General features: G+C 63.3%; 21 protein-coding genes and 2 pseudogenes. 17 read left to right on the plus strand and 6 right to left on the minus strand.

Features of this window, described 5'->3' with window-relative positions; all coding sequences use genetic code 11:
- Positions 1–84 precede the first annotated feature (84 nt).
- Together BARAN1_RS01005 and BARAN1_RS01010 are read left to right on the plus strand one after the other, a co-directional pair.
- Positions 85–1,554, plus strand: a complete 1,470-nt coding sequence (locus tag BARAN1_RS01005; protein WP_157959353.1) for a YidC/Oxa1 family membrane protein insertase — start codon at positions 85–87, stop codon at positions 1,552–1,554.
- On the plus strand, positions 1,535–1,984 hold the full coding sequence (locus BARAN1_RS01010) for a Jag family protein (RefSeq protein ID WP_122030488.1): 450 nt from the start codon (positions 1,535–1,537) through the stop codon (positions 1,982–1,984). The genes BARAN1_RS01005 and BARAN1_RS01010 overlap by 20 nt, the downstream gene beginning before the upstream one ends.
- A gap of 15 nt (positions 1,985–1,999) precedes the next feature.
- Here BARAN1_RS01010 and BARAN1_RS01015 read toward each other — a convergent pair whose 3' ends face one another.
- From BARAN1_RS01015 to rpsT, 4 genes are all read right to left on the minus strand, one after another.
- A complete protein-coding gene (locus tag BARAN1_RS01015) occupies positions 2,000–3,472 on the minus strand; it encodes a TrkH family potassium uptake protein (RefSeq protein WP_122030489.1) in 1,473 nt (490 codons plus the stop codon).
- Between the two features lie 74 nt (positions 3,473–3,546).
- Positions 3,547–4,800, minus strand: coding sequence for an ArsB/NhaD family transporter (locus BARAN1_RS01020; RefSeq protein ID WP_122030490.1), 1,254 nt, complete (start codon positions 4,798–4,800; stop codon positions 3,547–3,549).
- A gap of 84 nt (positions 4,801–4,884) precedes the next feature.
- Entirely contained in the window at positions 4,885–5,832 is a 948-nt protein-coding gene (secF, locus tag BARAN1_RS01025; protein ID WP_122030491.1) for a protein translocase subunit SecF, read from the minus strand.
- Positions 5,833–5,845: 13 nt separating this feature from the next.
- Entirely contained in the window at positions 5,846–6,106 is a 261-nt protein-coding gene (rpsT, locus tag BARAN1_RS01030) for a 30S ribosomal protein S20 (RefSeq protein WP_122030492.1), read from the minus strand.
- Between the two features lie 146 nt (positions 6,107–6,252).
- On the opposite strand from rpsT, the pseudogene BARAN1_RS01035 reads away from it, so the two are divergent.
- Both BARAN1_RS01035 and BARAN1_RS01045 read left to right on the plus strand, forming a co-directional pair.
- Positions 6,253–8,488 (plus strand): annotated as a pseudogene (locus BARAN1_RS01035) (ribonucleoside triphosphate reductase).
- 2 nt (positions 8,489–8,490) lie between these two features.
- A complete protein-coding gene (locus BARAN1_RS01045) occupies positions 8,491–9,225 on the plus strand; it encodes an anaerobic ribonucleoside-triphosphate reductase activating protein (protein WP_157959355.1) in 735 nt (244 codons plus the stop codon).
- Here the strand turns inward: BARAN1_RS01045 and trpS (BARAN1_RS01050) are convergent.
- A complete protein-coding gene (trpS, locus tag BARAN1_RS01050) occupies positions 9,222–10,196 on the minus strand; it encodes a tryptophan--tRNA ligase (RefSeq protein ID WP_122030496.1) in 975 nt (324 codons plus the stop codon). The genes BARAN1_RS01045 and trpS (BARAN1_RS01050) overlap by 4 nt on opposite strands.
- Positions 10,197–10,483: 287 nt before the next feature.
- Here trpS (BARAN1_RS01050) and BARAN1_RS01055 point away from each other — a divergent pair, with 287 nt between their 5' ends.
- The 10 genes from BARAN1_RS01055 to BARAN1_RS06835 all read left to right on the plus strand — a co-directional run bounded on the left by BARAN1_RS01055 (position 10,484) and on the right by BARAN1_RS06835 (position 18,862).
- On the plus strand, positions 10,484–11,107 hold the full coding sequence (locus BARAN1_RS01055; RefSeq protein ID WP_162297727.1) for a Crp/Fnr family transcriptional regulator: 624 nt from the start codon (positions 10,484–10,486) through the stop codon (positions 11,105–11,107).
- Positions 11,108–11,474: 367 nt separating this feature from the next.
- Positions 11,475–12,860 (plus strand): radical SAM/SPASM domain-containing protein, encoded by a 1,386-nt coding sequence (locus BARAN1_RS01060; protein WP_162297728.1) that lies wholly within the window; start codon positions 11,475–11,477, stop codon positions 12,858–12,860.
- Between the two features lie 118 nt (positions 12,861–12,978).
- Positions 12,979–14,124 (plus strand): MFS transporter, encoded by a 1,146-nt coding sequence (locus tag BARAN1_RS01065; RefSeq protein WP_231944269.1) that lies wholly within the window; start codon positions 12,979–12,981, stop codon positions 14,122–14,124.
- A 71-nt stretch (positions 14,125–14,195) separates the two neighbouring features.
- Positions 14,196–14,564, plus strand: coding sequence for a Mov34/MPN/PAD-1 family protein (locus BARAN1_RS06830; protein WP_420196462.1), 369 nt, complete (start codon positions 14,196–14,198; stop codon positions 14,562–14,564).
- 91 nt (positions 14,565–14,655) lie between these two features.
- Positions 14,656–14,793, plus strand: a complete 138-nt coding sequence (locus tag BARAN1_RS06480) for a hypothetical protein (protein ID WP_157959357.1) — start codon at positions 14,656–14,658, stop codon at positions 14,791–14,793.
- Positions 14,794–14,871: 78 nt separating this feature from the next.
- Positions 14,872–15,159 (plus strand): transposase, encoded by a 288-nt coding sequence (locus BARAN1_RS01075; protein ID WP_122030501.1) that lies wholly within the window; start codon positions 14,872–14,874, stop codon positions 15,157–15,159.
- A 2-nt stretch (positions 15,160–15,161) separates the two neighbouring features.
- The gene (locus tag BARAN1_RS01080; RefSeq protein WP_157959358.1) at positions 15,162–16,178 is read left to right on the plus strand and encodes a DDE-type integrase/transposase/recombinase; all 1,017 of its coding nucleotides are present in this window, start codon (positions 15,162–15,164) and stop codon (positions 16,176–16,178) included.
- On the plus strand, positions 16,148–17,089 hold the full coding sequence (locus BARAN1_RS01085) for an ABC transporter ATP-binding protein (RefSeq protein WP_122030503.1): 942 nt from the start codon (positions 16,148–16,150) through the stop codon (positions 17,087–17,089). Before BARAN1_RS01080 ends, BARAN1_RS01085 begins: the two co-directional genes overlap by 31 nt.
- The gene (locus tag BARAN1_RS01090) at positions 17,086–17,856 is read left to right on the plus strand and encodes an ABC transporter permease (RefSeq protein ID WP_157959359.1); all 771 of its coding nucleotides are present in this window, start codon (positions 17,086–17,088) and stop codon (positions 17,854–17,856) included. Before BARAN1_RS01085 ends, BARAN1_RS01090 begins: the two co-directional genes overlap by 4 nt.
- A gap of 121 nt (positions 17,857–17,977) precedes the next feature.
- Positions 17,978–18,862, plus strand: coding sequence for a DUF4097 family beta strand repeat-containing protein (locus BARAN1_RS06835; protein ID WP_420196463.1), 885 nt, complete (start codon positions 17,978–17,980; stop codon positions 18,860–18,862).
- A gap of 174 nt (positions 18,863–19,036) precedes the next feature.
- On the opposite strand, the pseudogene trpS (BARAN1_RS06840) reads toward BARAN1_RS06835, so the two are convergent.
- Positions 19,037–19,855, minus strand: a pseudogene (gene trpS / locus BARAN1_RS06840) (tryptophan--tRNA ligase); the annotation flags it as partial.
- A gap of 15 nt (positions 19,856–19,870) precedes the next feature.
- On the opposite strand from trpS (BARAN1_RS06840), the gene BARAN1_RS01105 reads away from it, so the two are divergent.
- The 3 genes from BARAN1_RS01105 (at position 19,871) to BARAN1_RS01115 (ending at position 23,133) form a co-directional block, all read left to right on the plus strand.
- A complete protein-coding gene (locus BARAN1_RS01105; protein WP_157959360.1) occupies positions 19,871–20,140 on the plus strand; it encodes a helix-turn-helix domain-containing protein in 270 nt (89 codons plus the stop codon).
- A 370-nt stretch (positions 20,141–20,510) separates the two neighbouring features.
- A complete protein-coding gene (locus tag BARAN1_RS01110) occupies positions 20,511–21,887 on the plus strand; it encodes a radical SAM/SPASM domain-containing protein (protein WP_122030506.1) in 1,377 nt (458 codons plus the stop codon).
- A gap of 79 nt (positions 21,888–21,966) precedes the next feature.
- Complete coding sequence (locus BARAN1_RS01115) at positions 21,967–23,133, plus strand: MFS transporter (RefSeq protein WP_231944306.1); 1,167 nt, start codon at positions 21,967–21,969, stop codon at positions 23,131–23,133.
- The last annotated feature ends 105 nt before the right edge of the window (positions 23,134–23,238 follow it).

Below are 23,238 nucleotides of genomic sequence, written 5' to 3' on the forward strand. Positions count from 1 at the left end.
GGGGGAGTGTACGTCCGGCAGGGGGTTGTCCCAAGGCATGTTGTGGCGGGAAGCTCTCCCCGGTAAAGTCGCAAGGTTATGCGCGTGTGCATCCTTGTCCTCAGCATCCTGGCGACGATCGCGTGTCCCGTCTTCGCTGCCTCTGAGCCGGTGGAGATCCGGCGTTCGGTCGAGGAGGGGACGGAGATCGTCCAGGTCACGACGAGCCTCCTCCGCTACACGTTTTCCGCGGCGGGCGGGACCATGAAGAGCGCGTTCGTTCACTTCGCGTCCTACGGCTCGACCCCCCTCGACGCTGTTCCCGGTTGGGGAAGCGGTGCCCAGCCGACGTTGGCGTATGGGGTCAGCCTCCCGTTCGAGGTCTGGCTCGGTGAGGAGGACGCCGATCTTCGGGCCTACACGATTGAAACGACCCAGCCCACGCCGGAGGAGGCGGTGGTTCGCATCGCCTACGAGGGAGAGGGCTTGCGTGCGGAGAAGGCCTTTCGGGTGGGGTGGGATGACCTGTACACGATGGACGTGGACCTCCACATCCGCGCGCCCGGGGAGAAGATCCGCGTCATCGTCGGTCACCGCCCGACTGGGAGCGGAGTCCCCGACCTCGTCTTCCTCTACGATGGAAAGACCTCCAATGCCCCGCTCGCCCCCGGGAGCTATGCCCAGTTCCAGGGCCTGGGCCTTGTGGGCAAGGATCGGGTGTACTTCCTCCGCCTCGCTGAGGGAGATGCGGTCCCGTTCTTTGCGGTGAACGAGTCCGGCCATCCCGTGTTCGGCGTCGAAGGAACGGGCGAGATCCTCCTCCGGGGCACCCTCTACACGGGCCGCAACCGGTACGTGCTCCTCGAGAAGGCGGGCCTCGCCGCCGTCGCTCCGGTGGGCTTCTTCTCCCAGTTCCTGGTGTGGGTGATGAAGTTCTTCGAGTGGCTCTACCATTTGACCGGGAACTACGGGTGGGCGATCCTCCTCTTCACCCTCATCACGCGCATCATCATCTATCCCCTCATGCGCAACCAGTACCGCTCGATGGCGAAGATGCAGCGCCTGGCACCGAAGCTTCAAAAGCTCCAGGAGAAGTACAAGGATGACCGCCAGACCCTTCAGCAGCAGATGATGGAGCTCTACCGCCAGGAGAAGGTGAACCCTCTGGGAGGGTGCCTCCCCCTCCTCCTGCAGTTCCCGATCCTGATCCTTCTCTGGCAGGCGATCATGTACTCGGCGGAGCAGATCCACCTCTCGCCGGCGTTCCTCTGGCTTTCCGATCTCTCCCAACCTGATCCCTACTACATCATGATCGTCCTCGCTACCGGAGCCCAGCTCGTCCAGCAGTGGCTGACCCAGCGGCGGATGCCGGAGCAGCCAAAGGGTGGGGCCCAGATGGTCGGGTGGGTGTTGCCGATCGTGATGGCCCTCCTCTTCCTGAGCTTCCCGGCCGGGTTGTGGTTGTATTGGTTCGCGTCCACGCTCCTCCAGATCGGGCAGCAGATGATCTTCGACCTCGAGATGGCTCGGGAGACGGCGCGAACCGCGAAACCGGATGCCCCCCCAGCTCCTTGATGCGGCGCGGGAGTTCGGCGTGGGGCTCTTGCAGGTGATGGGAGAAGAGGGCCACGTCGAGGCTACGGCGGAGGGCGAGGGGGTGTACGTGGATCTGCGTGGGGTGCGACGCCTTCCCACCGACGCTGCGTTCCGCGCTGCCCTCTCCCGCGTTGCGCGCCTGTACCTCAAATCCCACTACGGGCAGGACGTCCCCGTCGTTGTAGACGTCAACGGGGAGCTCCTCGTCCACCGCGAGGAGCTGGCGAGGAAGGCGCGGGATGTGGCGGGCCAGGTGGTTATGGAGGGCCGCCGGATCGAGCTCGCCCCGATGCCCGCCGACGACCGGCGGGTGGTCCACATGGCCCTCGCGGACGTCCCCGGGGTACGGACGTCCTCCGTCGGCCGCGAGCCCAACCGCCGTGTGGTGGTCGAGCCCGCTACCGAGTAAGGGAGCGCGACACCGTCAGATCCGACGCGACACGAGGCTCCGGAAGAGCATCAAGACGGGGATGATCTCCAACCGCCCCACCCACATGTTGAAGCAGAGGACGAGTTTGGCCAGAAGTGGCATCCCAGGGTTGGTGATCCCCACCGACAGGCCGACGTTCCCTTGGGCCGAGGCGACCTCGAACAGGAGGTCAGCGAGTCGGAACCCGGGGACGAACCATCCCACGAGGAGCACCCCCATGAAGAGGAACGCCATCCACAGCATGGCCAGCACCCCCGCTTCGCTGATGCGGCGGTACGCGGTGAGCTCAGGCAGGGCTTGATGCCCTATCCGCAGCGGGATCAGTGCGTCGGGGGAGCGCGCCAAACGTTTGAGTTGCCAGCTTGCCCCGCGCACGAGGAACAGGAACCGCATCACCTTGATCCCGCCCGCGGTGGAGCCCGCTGCCCCGCCGATCACCATTCCCACGGTCAGAACAAGCTTTGCGATGTCCGACCACCCGTCGAGGGGGACGGTTTGGAAGCCGGTGCAGGTCAAGGCAGAGGCGAACTGGAACGTCCCCTCGCGGAATGCTGTGCCCATGGGGGCGCGCCCTAGCTGCATCCCCCCCACCAGAAGCGCTCCCCCCGCGGTCAGGAGCAAGAGCGCCCGCGTCTGGACGTCGGAGGAGAGGACCCGCGGGCCGTGCTGCAACACGTGGTAGTGGACGACGAAGCTGATCGCCCCCAGGAGCATGGCGAGGATCACGACGATCTCGATCGCCACGGAGTGGTAGTGCCCGATTCCGTCTGGCCAGATCGAGAACCCGCCGGTAGCGATGCCGGTCATGCCGTGGTTCACCGCGTCCCAGAGGGGCATCCCTGCCCCCCACAGGCCCGCGATGGCGAGGAACGTGTAGAGGAGGAAGATCCACCACATCGTGCGCACGGTGGAGATCACCGAGGGATGGATCTTCTCTCCGTGGGCTTCGGCGAAGTACAGGTTGGCGGCGGTCATCCCGGGGCCCGCGATGAGGGTGATCATGAGGACGATCACCCCCATCCCCCCCACCCATTCTGTGAACGACCGCCACCATTGGAGGGTCCGGGGGAGGAGGTCCGGCCGCAGGGCCATCGTGAGGCCGGTGCCAGTGAATCCGGATACGCTCTCGAAGAACGCGCTCGCTGGGTCGGTGTAGGGGAGGACTCCGCTACCGGGGCCGATGGACACGAGCCACAACGGAAGCGCACCCAGCGTGGCCACGACGAGCCACCCCACCGCAGCGGCGACGAGCCCGTGCTTGAGCTGTGCCTCGGGCGCCCGGCGGAACGGGAGGTAGAGGAGCGCCCAGACCCCGAGGGAAGCGAGGGCGGTCGCCCCCAGCGGCCCCAGGGCGTAGCCTTCCCCGAACACGACCGCCACGGGGAACGACCCCACCGCCATCGCCCCGACCACCAGCGCCAGGAGCCCCACGTCCCGGAGGACGATCGGGAGATCGTTCGTTCTCATGTCTTCTCGTCCACTTGCCCTACCGGCCGGGAGCTGGCCTCAGGGGGCTCGCCCGTCCTCCGCTCCGCGCCCGGTCACAGCCAAAGGAGCTGGAGGAGGATGTGGGCGGTGGCGACCGCGCTGATGCTGAACAGAGCGCCGATCTTCATGAACTCCCCCAGGCGCACCTTGTGCCCCGCCTTCTCCAGGGCCCCGCACGCGAACACGTTCGCCGTCGCCCCGACCGGGGTTAGGTTCCCACCCAGCCCGGTCCCGACGAGCATCCCGAACAGGAGGGGGAACGGGTTGGCCATCCCGATCGCGGTCGCCATGTGCGTGCAGACGGGGATCATGAGCATCGTAAACGGGACGTTATCCACGAACGACGACAGGGCCACCGAGATCCAGGTGAGGAAGACCAGGGCGAGGGTCGGGCTGTTGACCCCGAGCTTCACGATCCCGTTCGCGAGGTCCGTCAGCAAGCCGACATTGTTCACGGCGCCCACGACCACGAAGATCCCGATGATGTAGGCGAGCGAGTGCCAGTCGAACTCGGTGATGACCTTCTTCGCCCCCTTCGCCTCGATCAACAGGGCGATGACCCCCACCGCGAGCCCGATGTAGCCGATCGGGACCCCGAGGTAGGGAGCGATCGCGAGGGCAGCGATGCCGCCCACGAACAGGACGGCGGGAAGGATCCTCATCTCCACCTTCTCCACCTCGACGTGGACGGTCTTCTTCATCTTCCGCATCGTGGTCAGGTAAAGGACGACGAACCCCACCGCCACCGCCACGATCGAGATCAGCCCCAGCCCGATCCTCCCCTGGAACCAGTAGAAGTCGAAGAACGTCATCCCCGTCTGCCGCGCGAGGATGAGGGCTGGCGGATCGGCGATCATCGTCACCGTGGTCACGATGTTTGAGGAGCAGGAGATCGCGATGAGGTACGTGGTGGGAGATGACCCGGCTGCCTTGGCGAGCGCGAACCCGATCGGGACCATCATCAGCGTGACCCCCACGTTCTCCATGAACGCGGACAGGAACGCTGTTAGGACGCACAGGGCGAAGAGGGCCATCCCTTCCGTGTGCGAGCGTCGCGCGAGGTAGTTCGCCAGCCGCGCCGGGACGCCGCTCTCGGAGAACACGATCGAGACCATGAGGAAACCCCAGTAGATGGCAATCACGTTCCAGTCGATCGCTTCGAAAAGCGCGGTCTGGGGGGAGAGCGCCCCGATCGCCACGAGTAAGATGGCGGACGCGACGGATACGTAGGAGATCTTGACCTTGCGCCACAGGATCAGGCCGTAGCACACGACGAAGATCGCGAGGGTTACCCACTTCACATCCACTGCCTACCTCCTCCCCAGCCTCGTGGGCCCGTCTGGGTCAGCGCGCGCCTCCGTGTCGGTAAGCGCGTGGAGGGCCCGGTTGCGTTAGCGCCGTCTCGCGTGAATGCGCTCCGCGGTCAAGGTCCACCAGGCGATGACGGGGTTGGCGATGAAGATAGAGGAGTAGGTTCCCACCACAACGCCTACCAACATCGCGAGGGCGAACGGTTGCAGGGATCTGCCTCCAAAGATGAAGAGGACGATGATCGCGATGAGGGTTGCGCTTCCCGTGGTGAGCGTTCGGCTGAGCGTTTGGTTGATCGCCTTGTTCATCGTCTCGATGAGGGGGGCCTTTTTCGCGATCCGCGTGTTCTCCCGCACCCGATCGTAGATGACGATCTTGTCGTTGAGCGTGTAGCCGATCACGGTGAGGATGGCGGCGATTGCCGTCAGGTCGAACTCGAGCTGGGTCACTGCGAAGAGCCCGACCATGAGAATTACGTCGTGTATCAGGGAGACCACTGCCGCTACACCGTACTTGAGTCGGAACCGGAATGCGATGTAGAGGAGCATCGCCGCCAGGGAGATGAGGACGGCCTGCCAAGCGCGGGTGACGGTCTCTCCTGAAACTTGGGGGCCGATCTCGGTGATGCTGAATTCGATCGGCTGGGGGAGCCCCGAGTCAGCAGGCGGCTCTGTGAGAGCGGACCGCACCCGTTGCCATATTTCCTCCGATACGCTCGGTAGGGATATAACCTTGCCGGGGACCGACACCGTGCCCTCGCCCGGCGAGGTGCGCGCTCCGGTCACGGACTGGACACTAAGGTTGGGGGCAGGGGTGACGTCGGCAAGAAGAGGCTCCAGATAGGCCCGCACCGCCTGATCGGAGAGGGTCGTGTCCGTCGGGTAGAACACGGTCAGTTGGAGGCCGCCTGTGAAGTCCATCCCGAGACGAAGCCCCACGGTGACCAGAGCCACGATGCTTGCCACCACAAGGAGCGTAGACAGCGCGAGGAAGTACTTCGATTTGCCGAGGAAGTCGAAGTGGGTCATGGAGATCCCTCGGTCACGACTGGTCGAGGGACTTGGCGAGCCGGGCCTTCATCCGCGCTGCCCGGTTGGGGTGGATCACGCCGCGTGCGGCCGCCTTGTCCACCGCCTTCTGGAGCTGGGGGAGGGACGCACGGGCTTCATCCACCTGTCCCGCCTCCGTGAGCTTCTGGACCTTTCTTCGCCAGTACCGAACCGCACTTCGGCGCGCATCGTTGCGCCGACGCCGGGTCGCGCTCTTGCGCTCCTCACGTTTGGCCGAGCGTTTGACTGGAATGGTGGATCTCCTCCTTAGCTAGCGAATGCCAGGGCGCATGGTAGCCCTTCCCTCCCCGCGGTGCAAGGGCAGGACGAAGGTCCTCTTGCCGCCCCGGGGGATCGTGGCTAAGGTAACGCCGGTTACGTTCGCGAGGAGGACCTCGGGTGATCGAACAGGTACGGAAGCGCGATGGGAGCGTTGTCCCATTCGAGCGAGAGAAGATCGCGTCCGCCATCGGGCGTGCCCTCGGCGAGGTGGGGCGCGGCGACGCGGACCTCGCGGCCCAACTCGCAGCCCGCGTCGAGCAGATGCTCTCCGGTCGGTTCGGCCCCCTGTTCGGTCCCCCCCACGTTGAGGAGATCCAAGACGCGGTGGAAGAGGTCCTCATGGCGGCCGGGCTCCCCGACGCGGCGCGGGCGTACATCGTCTACCGTCACCAGCACAAGCAGCTCCGGGAGATCAAGGAGCTCGTAGATCCCGAGCTCGTGGGGAGCTACCTCAACGGCCAGGACTGGCGGGTACGGGAGAATTCGAACATGGCGTTCTCCCTCCAGGGCCTGAACGTGTTCCTCACCGAGAAGATCATTGGCCAGTACTGGCTCACGAAGGTCTACCCGGAGCCGATCCGGAGGGCGCATGTCGAGGGGGACTTCCATATCCACGACCTCGGCACGCTCGGTCCGTATTGTGTGGGGTGGGACCTCGCGGATCTCCTCCGGCTTGGGTTCCGCGGGGCGCGGGGCAAGGTGGAGTCGCGGCCCCCCAAGCACTTCCGGGTGGCGTTGATGCAGGCGGTGAACTTCCTCTACACCCTGCAGGGCGAGGCAGCGGGGGCGCAGGCGTTCTCCGGCGTGGATACCCTCCTCGCCCCGTTCATCGCCGCCGATGGCCTATCCTATTCGGAGGTGAAGCAGGCCGTTCAGGAGTTCGTGTACAACCTGAACGTTCCCACCCGTGTCGGGTTCCAGACCCCGTTCACCAACGTGACCCTCGACCTCCGGCCGCCGCCGCACCTGGCGGGCCTCCCCGCCCTCGTTGAGGGCAAGGAGTTCGGGACCTACGCCGAGTTCGGGCGGGAGATGGGGATGTTCAACCGCGCCCTGGCCGAAGTGATGGCGGCCGGCGATGCCCGGGGCCGGGTGTTTACGTTCCCCATCCCCACCTACAACGTAACGGGTGACTTCCCGTGGGACGACCCGGACCTCGTCCCGTTGTGGGAGATGACAGCCAAGTACGGGATCCCCTACTTCGCGAACTTCCTCTCCTCGGACATGAAGCCGGAGGACGCGCGCAGCATGTGCTGTCGGCTCAGGCTCGACGTGCGCGAGCTGCGCCGGCGGGGGGGAGGGTTGTTCGGGTCGAACCCCCTCACCGGCTCGATCGGGGTTGTGACCTTGAACCTGCCGCGGCTGGCATTCCTCGCGCGGAACGAGGGCGAGTTCTTCGATCGGCTGCGCGGGTTGCTGCAGGCCGCCGGCCGCTCGCTCATCATCAAGCGCAAGCTCCTGGAGCGGCTCACGGACCAGGGGCTGTACCCGTACTCCAAGTTCTACCTGTCCTCGATCAAACAGGAGACAGGCGAGTACTGGGCGAACCATTTCTCCACGATCGGCGTGATCGGGATGAACGAGGCGGCCCTCAACCTCCTCGGGGTCAACCTCGCCCACGAGGAAGGGATCCGGTTCGCGCGCTGCACCCTCGAGTTTGTGCGCGAGACCCTCGTTCAGTTCCAAGAGGCGACCGGGCACCTGTGGAACCTTGAGGCGACCCCCGCCGAGGGGACAGCGTACCGGTTGGCGATGCTCGATCAGAGGAGGCACCCCGGGATCCGGGTCGCCAACGACCGCGCTGTGCGGGAGAAGGGAGCGGCCCCCTACTACACGAACTCGTCCCAGCTCCCGGTGGACTTCACCGATGACCTGTTCCGCGCCCTGCAGCTCCAGGAAGAGCTGCAGGCCCTGTACACGGGGGGGACCGTGTTCCACGCCTGGCTCGGGGAGCGGCTCCCCTCGCCCGAGTCGGTGAAGTCGTTCGTGGTGAAGGTGCTCACGAACTTCCGCATCCCCTACCTCACCCTCACCCCCACCTTCTCCGTGTGCCCCCACCACGGGTACCTCCCCGGTGAGAAGCGCTATTGCCCCCAGTGCGACGAGGAGCTCATCGTGCGCCATCAGAAGGCCCAAGGAGGCGTCTGTGTCCACGTACCGTGAAGATGAACAGGGGAACCTGATCCTAGACGATGGGACCGTCATCCCGGAGGCGGAACGGGTGAAGGCGGAGGTCTACTCGCGCGTGGTGGGGTACCTGCGGCCGGTCGAGCAATGGAACATCGGCAAGCAGGCCGAATTTGCGGATCGGAAAGTGTTCCGGCTCGCCCCCGCGGACGACCGAACCGGCTAGCTGTGGAGATCGCCCATCTCCAACCCCTCTCCCTCCTCGACTACCCGGGGAAGGTGAGCGCGGTGGTGTGGACGGTGGGCTGCAACCTCCGCTGCCCGTTCTGCTACAACGCTGAGCTCGTCCTGCCTGGGTTGGCGCACGGCCTCCCCCGCCTTCCCCTGGAGGAGGTGGTCGCAGCCCTGACCGAGAGGGCGCGGTTCCTCGACGGGCTCGTCGTCACCGGGGGCGAACCGGCCCTCCACCGCGACCTTCCCCTCCTCCTCAGGGAGGTGAAGGAGCTCGGCCTCCGCGTCAAGCTCGACACGAACGGGACCCGTCCCGCCGTCCTTCGCTCCTTGCTCGGAGACGGGCTCGTGGACTACGTGGCCCTCGACGTCAAGGCGCCGTTCGCGCGGTACCCCGAGTTCACGGGCCTTCTCCCCCTGCCCCATGTAGCGTCGGAGCCTGTCCCCGACGTCGTCACGCTGGTTCGGGAGTCGGTCGCTCTCGTTCGGGAGCGCGCCCCGGACTACGAGTTCCGCACCACGGTCGCTCCCGGGCTCGCTCCAGACGACCTGTTCTCCATCGCTCACGGGATCAGGGGTGCCCGGCGCTACGTGCTGCAACCGTTCTTCGTTCCAGATGGGAAGCGGCTTGTGGACGAGGAGTGGCGGGGCCGACCAGCTCTCTCTTCAGACACGTTGCGGGCGCTCCTCCCCGAACTTCAGAAGAGCGTGCCGACCGAGCTCCGCGGCTAGTCGAGTCCCACCCGGGCTCGCACCTCGCGCATCGTCTCCCGAGCGATCGCCTGCGCCCGCTGGGCGCCGTGGGCGAGGATTTCGTCCACATCTCCGCGGGCGGCGAGCTCGCGGCGGCGCTCCCGGACCGGGCGCAAGGCGGCCATGAGGTGGGTGAAGAGGGCCTCCTTGAGGTCGCGGTAGAGGAGCTTCCCCACCTTGTGGTCGCGGCGGAACGCCTCCACCACCTCCTGTGGGGCCACGAGTTCAAGCAGGGAGAACAGGTTGGCGACACCGGGGGACATCCCCTGGCCCGGGGTGAGCCCGACGTCAGTCACCGCCGAGCGGACCTTCTTGCGGATGCTTTCCTCCGGCTCCATGAGGCCGATGTAGTGGTCGGGCCCGGCGGACTTGCTCATCTTCCGCTCCGGATCGGCGAGGGACATGATCCGCGCCCCCTCACCGAGGATCGGCTCCGGCTCGGGGAATGTTCCCCCGAACCGGAAGTTGAACCGCCGCGCGATCCGCCGCGCCTCCTCCAGGTGCTGGACCTGGTCCTCCCCCACCGGGACGTGGTCGGCGCGGTAGAGGAGGATGTCCGCTGCCTGGAGGACCGGATAGTAGAACAGGCCACCGTTGATGAACTCCTGCTCCGCGGCCTTCTCTTTGAACTGGGTCATCCGGGTCAGGTCCCCGTAGGAGGCGACACAGCCCAGGATCCAGCACAGCTCCGTGTGCTCTGGGACGGCGGACTGGACATAGAGGACAGACCGCTCAGGGTCGATCCCGCACGCGACGAGGTCGAGGGCGAGCTCCCGTCGCGCCGTGCGGAGCTCGGCGGGCACCGTGTCCTCGTTGGTGAGGGCGTGGTAATCCACGATGCAGTAGATGCAGTCGTTCCCCTGCTGGAGCTCGACCCAGCGCTCGATCGCCCCGAAGTAGTTCCCGATGTGGAGCTCCCCTGTTGGCTGGATGCCTGAGAAGATGCGCATGGATGATCGGCGGCAGTATAGGGAGCTTCGCGCCTGCCCACAAGAGACTCTCCTCGGCAACCAGCGGGACGGAGCCGAGTCGGGACTTGTTCGAGGAATGATCTGGTTGGACGAGGTTCCTTGTTCTGAGTTGACTCTTGTTCTGACTTGACTATTATGATCTTACTAAATAATAGACCGAACGATAGGTCGGCCATAGGAGGTGACCGCGCAGGATGACCGATCCGAACGCGAAGCCCTTCACTTGCACCTCCTGTGTGTCCCGCTCCAGGTGTGTCCTATCGGCAGTGGAACCCGAAGTCCTCGCGAGCTCAGCGTCACGCGTCCAGTGGGTCCGTTTCGAGAGGGGAGGGACGATCATCCACGAGGGGACTCTCTCCACGGGGTGGGCGATCCTGTGCCACGGGCGAGCCAGGCTCACCGTGAGCACAGAGAAAGGGAAGAGGCTGCACCTGCGTTTCTACGGCTCGGGCGAGCTCCTTGAGGCGTCGCTATCTGAACCTCACGGTTTCTCTGTGACGGCCGTAGCCCATTGCACCATCGGGTTTGTCGCAAGAGAGCACGTCCTGGATCTTGGTCGGCGGTATCCTGAGTTGCTCTTCCAGGTCCACCAGCGGTTCGAAGAGACACAGCGTCATCTGGCAACGAGGCTGGTGGATCTCGCCTACGCCGGCACCCGGCAACGCCTGGTGCGGGTGCTCCTGGAACTCGGGGAGGAGCACGGGGCAGCGGAGGGAGGTGGGGTGCGGATCGACATCCCGCTTTCGCTCCGCGACCTGGCGGAGATGATCGGAGCAAGCCGACAAGCGACCTGCAAGGAACTCCAGCTGCTGCGTGCCAAGGGGTTGATCGAAGTTGTGTGGCCGAGGGTCTTCCTCTCGGACCTGGAGCACCTGCGCCAGCTCAGCTGACGAATGTCCTGCTCGCGGAAGGACCCTTGTTCCAGACTGCTCTTCGCCCTCTACCTACATTCGCCTCGGCGAACGCCGTCGTTCGCCAAGACGAACGGAATCGTTCAACTTGGTGGTTGATCGCGGGTTCAGGCTTTCGGATACTATATCATTCTTAACTCCAATGTGTGAAGGAGGTGAAGTATGGTGTTTGATGTGCAAGAGCTGACAGTGGAGGAATTGAAAGCGCTGCCGGACTTAATCGGGGAACTGGCACTTGGCTGCGGCTACATCCTCTGTGGGGCTTGCGAGAAGCCGCAGTAGCCACAGGACGAGCCGAGGCCACCGTAAGGAAGCGGTGGCTCGGCTGTTGCAGGGGGGGAATCAAGTGGCAGAGAGGTGGCGGATCTGGCCAGCGCCGGGTGAGGGGCGGTTCATCGTCTTCGACACCGAAAGTCTGCGCTTCCTTGAGGTCGAGAGCAGGGTTGCCGAGATACTCGAGGGGGTAATGGAAGGTGCGCCGTATGCAAAGCTGGCGGCTGAGGCCCGCTGCTCGGAAAACGACATCTCGGCATTGCTGCTGCGCCTTCAGGGCGATTCAGCGCCAACGAACGAGGAGCCGGCGGGGCGCGTGCCAGCGCCTCTCGGCAAGCTTTCCCTCAATGTCTCGCATATCTGCAATATGCGGTGTTCATACTGTTATGCGAGAGGAGGGGACTACGGACACGGCCCCAGCTTGATGTCAGCGCAGACGGCTGTCGCGGCTTTGGAAGTAGTACGGGAGAGGTTTGGAGGCTGTCGGACGATTCAGTTCTTTGGGGGGGAGCCCCTTCTCAACTGGCCAGCGATACTCGCCGTGTGTGAATACATAGATGCTAACTGGCGGGATCTGCCTGTGCAGCCCCGCCTCGGCGTGGTTACCAACCTAGCCTACCTACCAGACCAATTCGACAAGATAGTGAACCACTTCCAGCTTCATGTGACAGTAAGCCTGGACGGACCTGCGCAAGTAAACGATCAACACCGGCTTCTGCTGGATGGAGGAGGTAGCTACCGCGTGGTTGCTGAGAATATTCGAAGGCTGCAATCTGCAACATCGCAACCCCGTGCAGTTGAAGCGACGTTCACCATGGCCCATCGGGCACAGGGTTGGACTGGCGACACGTTGCGTGCGTTTTTTCAGGATACGTTTGACATCAGCGTAGTCCTCGTCGCACCTGCGTGGGACCCCAACCAGCCGGGTCTTGCCCATGAGCTGGCGCCTTTCGTTCGGGATCGAGTGACCTGTCTTGCGCCTGGGATCACATGCCGAGAGACGGTGGACCCATCAGGGTTGTTCGACATGCTCCCCCTCGCCTCGAAGAAGAACTCCCCATACTGGTGCGGGGCCGGGCTTGCCACGCTGACGGTGACTCCCGCCGGGGACATCTACCCATGTCAGCTGTTCCTCGAACGGCCCGAGTTCAGAATCGGAAACGTCCGCCATGGAACCTGGGATAGCGGAGTTGTGGAGCGGCTTCGTGGAAACACCAAGACAGCGGATCACGTATGCCGAGCGTGCGAAGTAAGATGGGCATGCCGCGGCTGCATTGCAGTGGCGCTGGCCAGTCGAGGCACGCTGAACCCCCGCGATGAGAACTTCTGTAAGCTGATCAGGCAAGGAGCGGAAGAAACACTAAAAGGGTATAGGATCATACTGCTTTCCGATGGAGCGACAAGGCAGCGGGTACGAACCATCGTGGAACGGGCCTTCACCAGTCGAACTTATGCCTAGCCGGCTTGCTGGCTATCATCGGCTATTGGCGTTGCCGGCTTCCGTGGCTGCGGCGGCTCCGTTTGCGACTTACCTTGCCGCTTCTTCTTTGACGTTGTTCGGTGACTCCTTGTTTGAGATGGCTGTGATCTGGCACATTATGGAGGCAACGGGTTCTGCTGCTGTAGTCGGGGGGGTCGCGGCTGCGATTCAGCTACCTGTAGCGCTGAGTGCGGCTTTCGCCGGCGTGTTGGCCGACCGCTGGAGCCGGAAGAAGCTGATCGTCTTCTCGAAGGTAGCGCGAGGGAGCGTCGTGGCCAGCGTCTTCCTCTTCTATCGGCTGGGGGTGCTAACACCCTGGCACCTGCTGGCAGTTGGCGTTCTCGACTCGTTTATCCAGGTTCTAGGCGGAGCCGCCAGCACGGCAGTGATCCCGAATCTCGTGGATAGAGAGAGGGTGATGACAGCTAACTCCTGGCTTGAGGGCATACGTACGGGCACCCCGATCGCTGCGCAGGGCTTGGCCGGGCTCATCATTGCTGCCACGGGGATTGCTGGAGCTGCTGGGATTACCTCAACGCTGTTTCTCGCAGGCGCAGGGTTGTTCGCTCTCATTGCTGATGTTCGGTACGGAGGCGGAGGGAGCAAGGGTAGGCGGCTTACTGGGAGGGTCTTTGCCGTGGAGTTCTGGAACGGCTTAAGGCAGGCGCTGCGCAGTAGAGCTGTCAGGTGGTTGATGCTCGTAGGTTTGGTAACGAACCTGCTTATTGCTGGACCAATCTTCGTTTTGATGCCGTTCTACGCGTCTACGGTGTTGGAGGCGGGAGCTTCAGGATACGGGTACATGAAGGCGGCGATGACCGTGGGCTCCCTTATCGGTGCTCTCGTTGTAGGGCGTTTCGGCAGACGGATGACAGTAGGGGCATGGCTCGGAGTGGGCATCGGTGTTCTCGGAGCGCTGCTCGCTTCTCTATCATTTTCGCCTTCTCTCTGGGTGGCGTGCATCCTTTGGGCAGTCGTGGGTATATGCCTGCCTATCGTCAACATACCGGTTTTCACTGCGCTGCAGTTGTCCACGCCTGATGACCGCCGGGCCCGGACGATGACCGTCTTCATGACTCTGGCAGGTGCTAGTACGCCAGCCTCGTTGGCCTTGGTTGGTCAAGCGGTGAGAGTGGCGGGGATCGAAGGGACGTTTCTTGCTACAGGCTTGCTGGTGACTCTGGTGGGCATCGGAGCGTGGATTTGGAGAACTCGGTTCGAAATTGCTGCTACGTCGTGGTGAAGGCACGGCCCGTGCTGAACTGGGCAGTTGACGCCTGCCGGCCAGGCAAGGGCCGGGAGCAGATGGGTTTCATGTTCGTACGGCCCCTCGGCGAGACAGGGCGTTTCGCCTGTTGCGAGTTCATACCGGTTCCCGACAATCGACTCCTCCGCCAGGCACGTGATGCCATTACTTCAGACCCACTCTGCCTAATCTGGGCGTGTCGCCACGCCAAGGAGACGGGGACGGTTCTGTTCATGGTTCATACCCATGTAGCCGTGACAGCGGCGTTCTCTGAGCTAGATGACAAGACAGAACGAAGAGTCGCTCGCTGTGTCATGGAGCTAACGGGTGTGGAGCGGTTTGGAGCGGTCGTCTTGTCGTTGAAAGAGCACCGAGCGCGACTCTGGCAAAGCTGCGGCGATGATCTCGTTCAGACCGCCGTGACGCTCGAAGCCTGAGCAACGCAGAGGGGGAAGAGTGTCCTTTTCTGTAAGGAGGGGCCTTGGGGCAACGTTGATCGTGGTCGCTCACCGCCTTTCTACGATCTACATGGCTGACCGGATCTACCTCCTGGAAGGGGGACCCGTCGTCTGTAAGGGCGCGCATGGAGAACTCCTTGCGCGCTGCCACGGGTACCGCGCCCTGTTTGAGAAGCAGCTCGTGCACGAGAGCGGGGTGCGCCCCTGAAGCGGGACCACCAGGACGACTAACGACCGACGACCGACCTTCGGGTGTATTCTCCCCTGGGAAGAGAGGAGGGGTGAGGTGAGCACGCAGAACGGCAGGTACAGTTCGGCGTTCAAGTTCCAGGTGGTGTTGGAATCCCTGAAGGCTGAAGGAAAAGGCGGGGAGGCTCAGGTGGCCCGGGCGTACGGGATCCACCCAGTGACGCTGTCCAACTGGAAGAGGCAGTTCCTCCAGCGTGGACCGGAGGTGTTCGGGGGCACAGAGGAGGTCAAGGGGTACGAGAAGAGGATTGCGGATCTGGAGCGGGTAGTCGGCCAGAAGGAAGTGGAGATTGCGCTTCTCACAAATTTCTTGAAGGGGCGCTGACGGTGGACAAGAAGATCGAGCTGGTGGAGGTGCACCGTGGGAAGCACGGGCTCAACCGATGCCTGCGTGCCCTGGGGGTATCGAAGGGGACCTGGCATCGCCACCAGTGCCGTCCGGCAGTGCCCGCAGCGGACGAGAAGCTGAAAGCGGAGGTGCTATCCGTGGTGCGGGAGCATCCGGCGTACGGGTACCGGAGGATCCAGGTCGAGCTGCGGGAGCGGACCGGGGAGCGGGTGAACCACAAGCGGCTGCGGAGGCTGCTTGGCACCTGGGATCTGGCTCTGCCTCGGAAGGTGGCCCGCCCCTGGCCGAGCGGGGTGCGGCAGATCCTCAGGACGGGCCGAGGGAAGCTCGATCTGGTACAGGGAAGGGAGATGGAGCCGCTGGAGGCACTGTCGACGGACTTCACGGAGATCCGGTACGCTGGGGGAACGAAGAAGGCGCACCTGATGGCGATGGTGGATGTGGGGAGTGCGTGGGTGCCGGGGTGGGCGGTGGGGTCCTCGGCAGACCGCAGCCTGGCCCTGCGCTGCTGGGAAACGGTGAAGGAAGCGTTGGCTCACGTCGGCCGGGGAACGGAGGGGGTGATCGTGCACCACGACCACGACGCGGTGTACACAAGCTACGACTGGTTGCAGACGCTCCTCATCCGGGACCGAGCGCGGGTGTCCTACGCTGAGCGGGGTGCGCGGGACAACCCGTGGATCGAGTCGTTGTGGGGCCACTTCAAGGTGGAGAACGGTTCACTCCTCTCCGAGGCGGCGACCCTGGAGGAGCTGGAGTGGGTCATTGACCGGCAGATGCTGTACTACAACCAGGAACGGCGGCACTCGGGACTTGGCTACCGAGCGCCGATGGCGTACCTGGAAGACGAGGGGATCCACCCAAAGGTCTTAGTCGAAATCGGCCCTCGAAGTGGTTCCGTTTTAGGGGCGCAGGTCCGAGGGAGGCTGCTCCCGAGCAGAGCGCAGCAGCGGAGGGGTGAGACATGGCGGTGGCGTATGAGGTGGCAGGGCTGACAAAGCGGTACCCCGGGCCGAAGGAGGTGCTCGCCAACGACCGCATCGACCTTTGCATCGCCACAGGGGAGATCGTGGGGATCTTCGGCCCCAACGGCGCGGGCAAGACGACGCTCGTGCGACAGCTGATGGGCCTCCTCCGTCCTACCGCGGGCCAGATTCGGCTGTTCGACAACGATCTCGTCCGTGAGCCCACGATAGCCACAAATCACGTGGCCTACTTTGCTCAGGAGACCTCGTACTTCTGGTACCTGAAGCCGCGCGAGCTCTTGGCGATTACGGGCCGATTGCGAGGGCTCACGTCAAGAGAGGCGAACAGCCAGGCGTATTCGTTGCTGGGTAAGTTCAATCTAGGGAACCTGGCGGGGAAGACCCTGTCCCGCCTCAGCTTCGGGCAGGCGCGGTTCGTGGCGCTGTTATCGGTGTTCATGGGAAACCGGCCGATCCTGATCCTGGACGAGCCGACGAACGATCTCGATCCCCTGCACCGGCGCGCCTTCTGGGACTACCTGTGGGAGGTGAACAGTCGAGAAGGGACCACCGTGCTCCTCGTTACCCACAACGTGCACGAGGCGGAGCACGTGGTGCACCGGGTGGTGATCGTGGATGCAGGGCGCATCGTCGCCTCGGGTACGCCCGGCGAGCTCAAGGCGGGGCTGGAAGGTCAGGTTCGGGTGGAGGTTGCTCTGGCGGAGCCCCTCAACAATCACGAGCTGCCGACGTTCGCAGGCTGCGAGAGGCTCCCCGCGAAGCGGAACACCCTCTTGCTCCAGACGGCCCGGGAGAACGTGGAGGCGGTGATCCGTGCTGTGTACGACCGTTTCCCCTCAGGCGCGGTAAGCGACCTGCGGGTCGTCCCCCCGACCTTGGAGGACGTCTATGTGCAGACCGTGGGGAAGGAGTGGGGATGAAACGGGTGTGGACCAAAACGAGGAAACTCGTGGTGGATAGCTGGCTAGTGTTCGTCAGCCGGATGTTCGAGGTCCGGCACATGTGGGTATGGTCTGTGGTCATGATCAGCTTCTTCCCGCTCTCGATCATGGGCTTCCTACTCCTGTTCGGCGAGTCTACGCCGGAGCGGATCCTCTACATCGTCACCGGTAGCATCACCAACGCCGTTTCCCTCCAAGCAGGGCTATCGTTGGGGCAGAGGATCGGGAGCATGAAGGCCCACCGAGTGTTCGACTACTACGCTTCCCTTCCCATCTCGAAACTCTCGTTCATCTTTGGGCTCAACCTGAACGCGTTGCTTTTGTGCGTGCCTTCGTCCCTTATCCTTCTGACCATCTCCATGCTGGCCTTCCGGTTGCGGATTGTGAACCCAGCTCTCTTCGTTGCGACGTTCGTGCTCGGGGGGTTCTCTCTGGCTGGGGTGGGGGCAATGATTGGGTTCTACAGCCGCAGCGGCCAGATCGCGGGTATCCTCACCCAGGTTGTCGATCCAATCCTTGTGTTTTTCGCTCCAGTGTACATGCCCGAGGATGTGTTGCCGACCTTCCTTCGCTACACGGCGCCGTTCCTTCCCACCACGCACGTGGCACGGCTGTTGCGCGCCGCGTTCGGGCATCCCACGGAGCGGATATACCAACCCATAGTCATCCTTGTCGGGTTCATCTTCATCACGGTGATCCTTGTCCAACGCGGGCTGGACTGGCGCGGCGACCGCCCGTTGGCCTGAGAAGTGTCGATAGGGACTGAAGGCGCTGGATCCGGAGACGGTCGCGCACTTCTGCACCCCCGAACCGGAACGCAGCATGGGGTTGTTGACAGGCGCCGGAGGCGTCGAGGAGGGAGAGGAAATGTGGGAGATCCTCCATAGGGTGAAGCGGACGTTCGAACGGAGCCTGCCCGTGACCGGGCACGTGCGGCTGGAGGTGCGCACCGAGAGCGGCGACGTGGCCGTGCGGGAAGGAGCTGATGACGTTGTTCGCGTCCGGGGCCGGATCTGGGTCTCAGGACCTCGCGATGAGGTCCGGGAGGTGCTGGAGGAGATCGAGCGTCATCCACCGGTCGAGCAGATCGGTTCCACCCTCCGGATCGGCGACCTCCCCTCGCGGCTCGAGCGGGACAACTGCTCGGTGGCCGCTGACTACTGGATCGAGGCGCCTGTCGATACGGAGGTTCAGGTGGAGGTGGACTCCGGGGACGTGAAGATCGTTGGGTTACGGGGGCCGGTCGTGGCGAAGCTCGGTTCGGGCGATGTCGAGGTGGCGCGGATCGAGGGCGACCTCGAGGTGCAGGTGGACAGCGGGGATGCGGAAGGAGGTCAGCTCCGCGGGAGAGCATGGTTCGACATAGACAGCGGTGACCTCGATCTGTGCGACGTCCGGGGACCTGTCCGAGCGGTGGTCGACTCGGGGGACGTGGCGTTGGCCGATCTCGGCCCTGAGCTGGAACTGAGCGTGGACTCGGGGGACGTCAGCCTCGCCTCGGCCGTGCCCGACGGGGCACGGTGGAGGGTGTATACGGACTCGGGCGACGTCGCGGTCTGTCTTCCCCGCGGCAGCCGATGCGTGATGGAGGCGGAGGCGAGCTCGGGGGACCTCGACTGCGACCTTCCGCTGGTGGTGGAGACCGACGACGAAGGGGCCTCGGCTCGCGGTACCCTGGGAGAGGGGGCCACGGCGCGGATCGAGATCTCGACCGACAACGGGGACATCGCCCTCCGCTGGAGGGACCGGTAGACCTCGGGGACCCCATCGCACCCGGAACGCCCCGCGATCGCAGGGTGGCTCGCGAACCGGCCCGCGCGGTGAGTTAGTGATCGCATCTGCATTCCGCGTGGTTCCATCGGCATGGAGGGAGAACAGGTTGGCGACACCGGGGGACATCCCCTGGCCCGGGGTGAGCCCGACGTCAGTCACCGCCGAGCGGACCTTCTTGCGGATGCTTTCCTCCGGCTCCATGAGGCCGATGTAGTGGTCGGGCCCGGCGGACTTGCTCATCTTCCGCTCCGGGTCGGCGAGGGACATGATCCGCGCCCCCTCACCGAGGATCGGCTCCGGTTCGGGGAATGTTCCCCCGAACCGGAAGTTGAACCGCCGCGCGATCCGCCGCGCCTCCTCCAGGTGCTGGACCTGGTCCTCCCCCACCGGGACGTGGTCGGCGCGGTAGAGGAGGATGTCCGCTGCCTGGAGGACCGGATAGTAGAACAGGCCACCGTTGATGAACTCCTGCTCCGCGGCCTTCTCTTTGAACTGGGTCATCCGCGTCAGGTCCCCGTACGAGGCGACACAGCCCAGGATCCAGCATAGCTCCGTGTGCTCCGGGACGGCGGACTGGACATAGAGGACAGACCGCTCAGGGTCGATCCCGCACGCGACGAGGTCGAGGGCGAGCTCCCGCCGCGCCGTGCGGAGCTCGGCGGGCACCGTGTCCTCGTTGGTGAGAGCGTGGTAGTCGGCGATACAGTAGATACACTCGTTTCCCTGCTGGAGCTCGACCCAGCGCTCGATCGCCCCGAAGTAGTTCCCGATGTGGAGCTCCCCTGTTGGCTGGATGCCTGAGAAGATGCGCATGGATGATCGGCGGCAGTATAGGGAGCTTCGCGCCTGCCCACAAGAGACTCTCCTCGGCAACCAGCGGGACGGAGCCGAGTCGGGACTTGTTCGAGGAATGATCTGGTTGGACGACGGTACCCTGAAGCGCTGCTTGCCGCCCACCACCGACTTGCCCATGAGCAGGGCCGTCTCGTGCGGCGGCTGGTGGATCTCGCCTACGCCGGCACCCGGCAACGCCTGGTGCGGGTGCTCCTAGAACTCGGGGAGGAGCACGGGGCAGCGGAGGGAGGTGGGGTGCGGATCGATATTCCTCTTTCGCTTCGGGACCTGGCGGAGATGATCGGAGCAAGCCGACAAGCGACCTGCAAGGAACTCCAGCTGCTGCGTGCCAAGGGGTTGATCGAAGTTGTGTGGCCGAGGGTCTTCCTCTCGGACCTGGAGCACCTGCGCCAGCTCAGCTGACGAATGTCCTGCTCGCGGAAGAACTCTTGTTCCAGACTGCTCTTCGCCCTCTACATTCGCCTCGGCGAACGCCGTCGTTCGCCTAGACGAACGGAATCGTTCAGCCAGCTGATTCCCGCTGAGGAGCACACCGCCATACGCTAGTGCCAGCTGCAAGTAAGGGGGTGATCGGAATGGTGGCACTCAAGCTGAGAGTGACAACCCCTGAACGGCAAGATCCGGGGCAGCCCGTAGCCATGACCGGACACGGCCACGGGCACCATTGTCACGCCAGTCCAGACTGAGTTGTCTGGGATGCCCAGCCTGGGGCCTCAGTGCGCCGCCAAAGGACCCCAGGTTGGGCTCTGCACTGAAAGGGTGGGTGTCTGCCATGGGCATGACAGACTTTCGGACGATCTCTCTAGGCGAGGGTGCTTCTGTGGTGTTGGAGCCAGAGACCTTGCTTTGGGTGATTGCAGAGTCGAAGCAGCTCAAACAGGCTCACAGGCTGTTGAGCGATACCTATAGCGAGCTTCAAGATGATCTAAAGCAAGACACTGAGCGAATGAGGACCTCCCATCTCGTTGACATGATAGAGCTCCATCCGACAGCAGTATGCAATATGCGGTGTGCGTACTGCTACATACCGGAAGCGTACCGCAAGCGACCCTTGGTTATGAGCCGTGACGACGTTGATCGGGTTGTGCGTAAGGTACTCTCATGGGTAGAGGAGAAGGGAGGCATGAAGAGGATCATCTTTCATGGTGGTGAACCTCTCTTGGCCAGGGATTCAATCTTCCCGGTGATCGACAGGTACTGGCGTGATGTTGAGTTCGGGATTCAGACGAACGCCACGCTCCTGACTCAAGGGGATGCAGACTTCATCAAGGAGAGGAATGTTCATGTTAGTCTTTCGCTCGACGGTCACACAGCGGAAGTGAACGATAGGTGTCGTCAGTACTCCAATGGGGGCAGCACGTTTGATGATGTAGTGCGTAACATCAGCCTGTTCAGGGATTTCGAATGGAATGGCGTGATCGTTACGATCACCAGACACAATGTTGGCTATCTGGCCGAGATGCTGCGCTTTCTGTATGGAATGGGCATCCGGTCGGCTCTGTTTAACCCTGTTTCACCAGCGAATCCCGCAGCCGCTCTGCTCATGCCAAAGACCGAAGATCTCCTTGCAGGCTACAGAGGGTTGATCAATGAGCTAGTACGGCTCAATACTGTACCGGGAGCTCGCCGTTTCGTTGTCGATAACATCGAATCGCTTGTCGTTGCGCTCGTCACATCGAACATGCGGGTGCTCTACTGCCATATGACGCCTTGCGGCGCAGGAAGATTCATGTACGTCATTGACCCTGCAGGCTACGTCTACCCGTGTTCTGAGTTTGTGGGGCATGAGGAGTTCCGCTGTGGCAACATCTTCTCTGACCCTATGGCCGAAGTGCTCGATGCTCCTCCCTGTAAGCGGCTTCGCGCCAGGTATGTTGAACGAGTAAAAGGATGCATATCCTGCGAGTACCGGATGATCTGCGGGGCGAACTGCCCAGCTGCTGTTCAGAGTCTGTCAGGCAACCTGGACGGCAGATCGCCCTACTGCGAGTTCCTCAAGGGGAGCGTGAACTTGATCTTCCGAACATTCCTTGATCACGGCATCGAGAGTGCATTCTGCCTTGTGAGCACCAGATTCGAGGAGATGCTGCGAAAGAGTGCATTGCTTCTGGATGCGAGCCAAGGCGGTGCGAGGCAACCCCGTGCGTAGAGCCCTTGGGGATTATTCCCTCATCCTGCGCTCGAAGAATGTGCGCACTCTGGTTGTCTCCTCGTGCCTATTGTCCTTCATGCGTGGACCGCTGACATGGCTGTTCCCCATCCTCTTGCTGCGTGCTGGGGGCCCGCTGTTTCTAGGGGTAGCGTTCGCAGTCGCGAATGTTGATGACACAGTGATGTCGTTCGTCGGTGGCGCGATGGCTGACAGATGGGGAAGAAGACCGATCCTTCTCTTCTCTCGGCTGATGTACGTATGCGGGGCGTGTCTCCTGCTGGCCTCGATGTTCGTGGGGGGGGCCTTGAGCCGGGCTGCTCTTTTCATTGCAGTGTTGTTCGCTTACGGGATGAGTGGGATCTCTCCCGGCGCTTCTTCCGCCCTGCTTGTGGAGTCGGTAGAGCCCCGCCATGTGGGGCGAGCCTTTTCGTTGCTCAGCAGCTCTTCTCTGCTGTTCCGCAGTCTTGGATCAGCGGCCCTAGGCGTCATCTATCAACGGAGCGTGGTGGCGGGCGCCTTCATGCTCATCCTTTTCGCCCTGAGCAGCACGCTGCTGCTGTTCTGTGTGCGCGAGACGCTGCCTTCACAATCTGCTCGAGACGGAGAGCGGTTAGTCGGACACTTCGTGAACACGTTCCGCTCCGTCGGTCAGCTTGGCCTACTCGGTCTGGCTCCGCTGCTTCTTCTTGTTGTGGGGAACGGCCTTGGCCATGGAATTGGTGGCAACTACTTCGCGCCCCTGCTCGAGGAAGGTCACGGGGTTTCGCTAGCAGTTCTCGGCGGTGTCTTCTCAGCGATCCCCCTTCTCCAAGCTACCCTAGTGCTCCCCGCTGGGTGGTTGGTGGACAGACGCGGTCCCTTCCTTGCTCTGATAACTGGGAATGTGGTCGCCGGCGGGTGGGTAATGCTTGCGGGCGTGACAAAGTGCGCGGATCTTGCCGTTGCGGCAGTAGTAGTCTCGGGATCGCTAGGTGCGTTCCACGGGATAGGGTATGAGACAGCGGTGGCTAGGCTATCGAACGATCGTATGCGAGCCACTCTATTCGGAAGCCTGGAAACGTTGTGGAATGCGATGTTCATAGTAGGACCCCTTGCAGGGGGGGCATTGTATGGGTTTCGGTCAGAACTGACTTTCATCGCTGCCGGGGCGATCCTCATGTTGACTTTCTTGCCGACCCTGGCAATGAGATACCACGCTGGGCAGAGTGGACAATCACGCCGGGGCGGAGAGTCGCCTTGGTAGGCAACGAAGAAGCCCTGCGAGACACGGCGGTGGCGTATGACCCATCTTCTACAGTTCCCGGCGCTGTCAGGGGCTAGAACGCAGACGGGATCGCACCGCAGGGTG

Source organism: Candidatus Bipolaricaulis anaerobius (assembly GCF_900465355.1).
Lineage (GTDB): Bacteria > Bipolaricaulota > Bipolaricaulia > Bipolaricaulales > Bipolaricaulaceae > Bipolaricaulis > Bipolaricaulis anaerobius.

Coding starts and splice junctions, on each gene's coding strand:
- secF (WP_122030491.1), bottom strand. CDS start 5,832: ATGACCCACTTCGACTTCCTCGGCAAATCGAAGTACTTCCTCGCGCTG.
- BARAN1_RS06835 (WP_420196463.1), top strand. CDS start 17,978: ATGTGGGAGATCCTCCATAGGGTGAAGCGGACGTTCGAACGGAGCCTG.
- BARAN1_RS01015 (WP_122030489.1), bottom strand. CDS start 3,472: ATGAGAACGAACGATCTCCCGATCGTCCTCCGGGACGTGGGGCTCCTG.
- BARAN1_RS06830 (WP_420196462.1), top strand. CDS start 14,196: ATGTTCGTACGGCCCCTCGGCGAGACAGGGCGTTTCGCCTGTTGCGAG.
- BARAN1_RS01085 (WP_122030503.1), top strand. CDS start 16,148: ATGGCGGTGGCGTATGAGGTGGCAGGGCTGACAAAGCGGTACCCCGGG.
- BARAN1_RS01110 (WP_122030506.1), top strand. CDS start 20,511: ATGGGCATGACAGACTTTCGGACGATCTCTCTAGGCGAGGGTGCTTCT.
- BARAN1_RS01010 (WP_122030488.1), top strand. CDS start 1,535: ATGCCCCCCCAGCTCCTTGATGCGGCGCGGGAGTTCGGCGTGGGGCTC.
- BARAN1_RS01115 (WP_231944306.1), top strand. CDS start 21,967: ATGCGTGGACCGCTGACATGGCTGTTCCCCATCCTCTTGCTGCGTGCT.
- BARAN1_RS01065 (WP_231944269.1), top strand. CDS start 12,979: ATGGCTGTGATCTGGCACATTATGGAGGCAACGGGTTCTGCTGCTGTA.
- trpS (WP_122030496.1), bottom strand. CDS start 10,196: ATGCGCATCTTCTCAGGCATCCAGCCAACAGGGGAGCTCCACATCGGG.
- BARAN1_RS01090 (WP_157959359.1), top strand. CDS start 17,086: ATGAAACGGGTGTGGACCAAAACGAGGAAACTCGTGGTGGATAGCTGG.
- BARAN1_RS06480 (WP_157959357.1), top strand. CDS start 14,656: ATGGCTGACCGGATCTACCTCCTGGAAGGGGGACCCGTCGTCTGTAAG.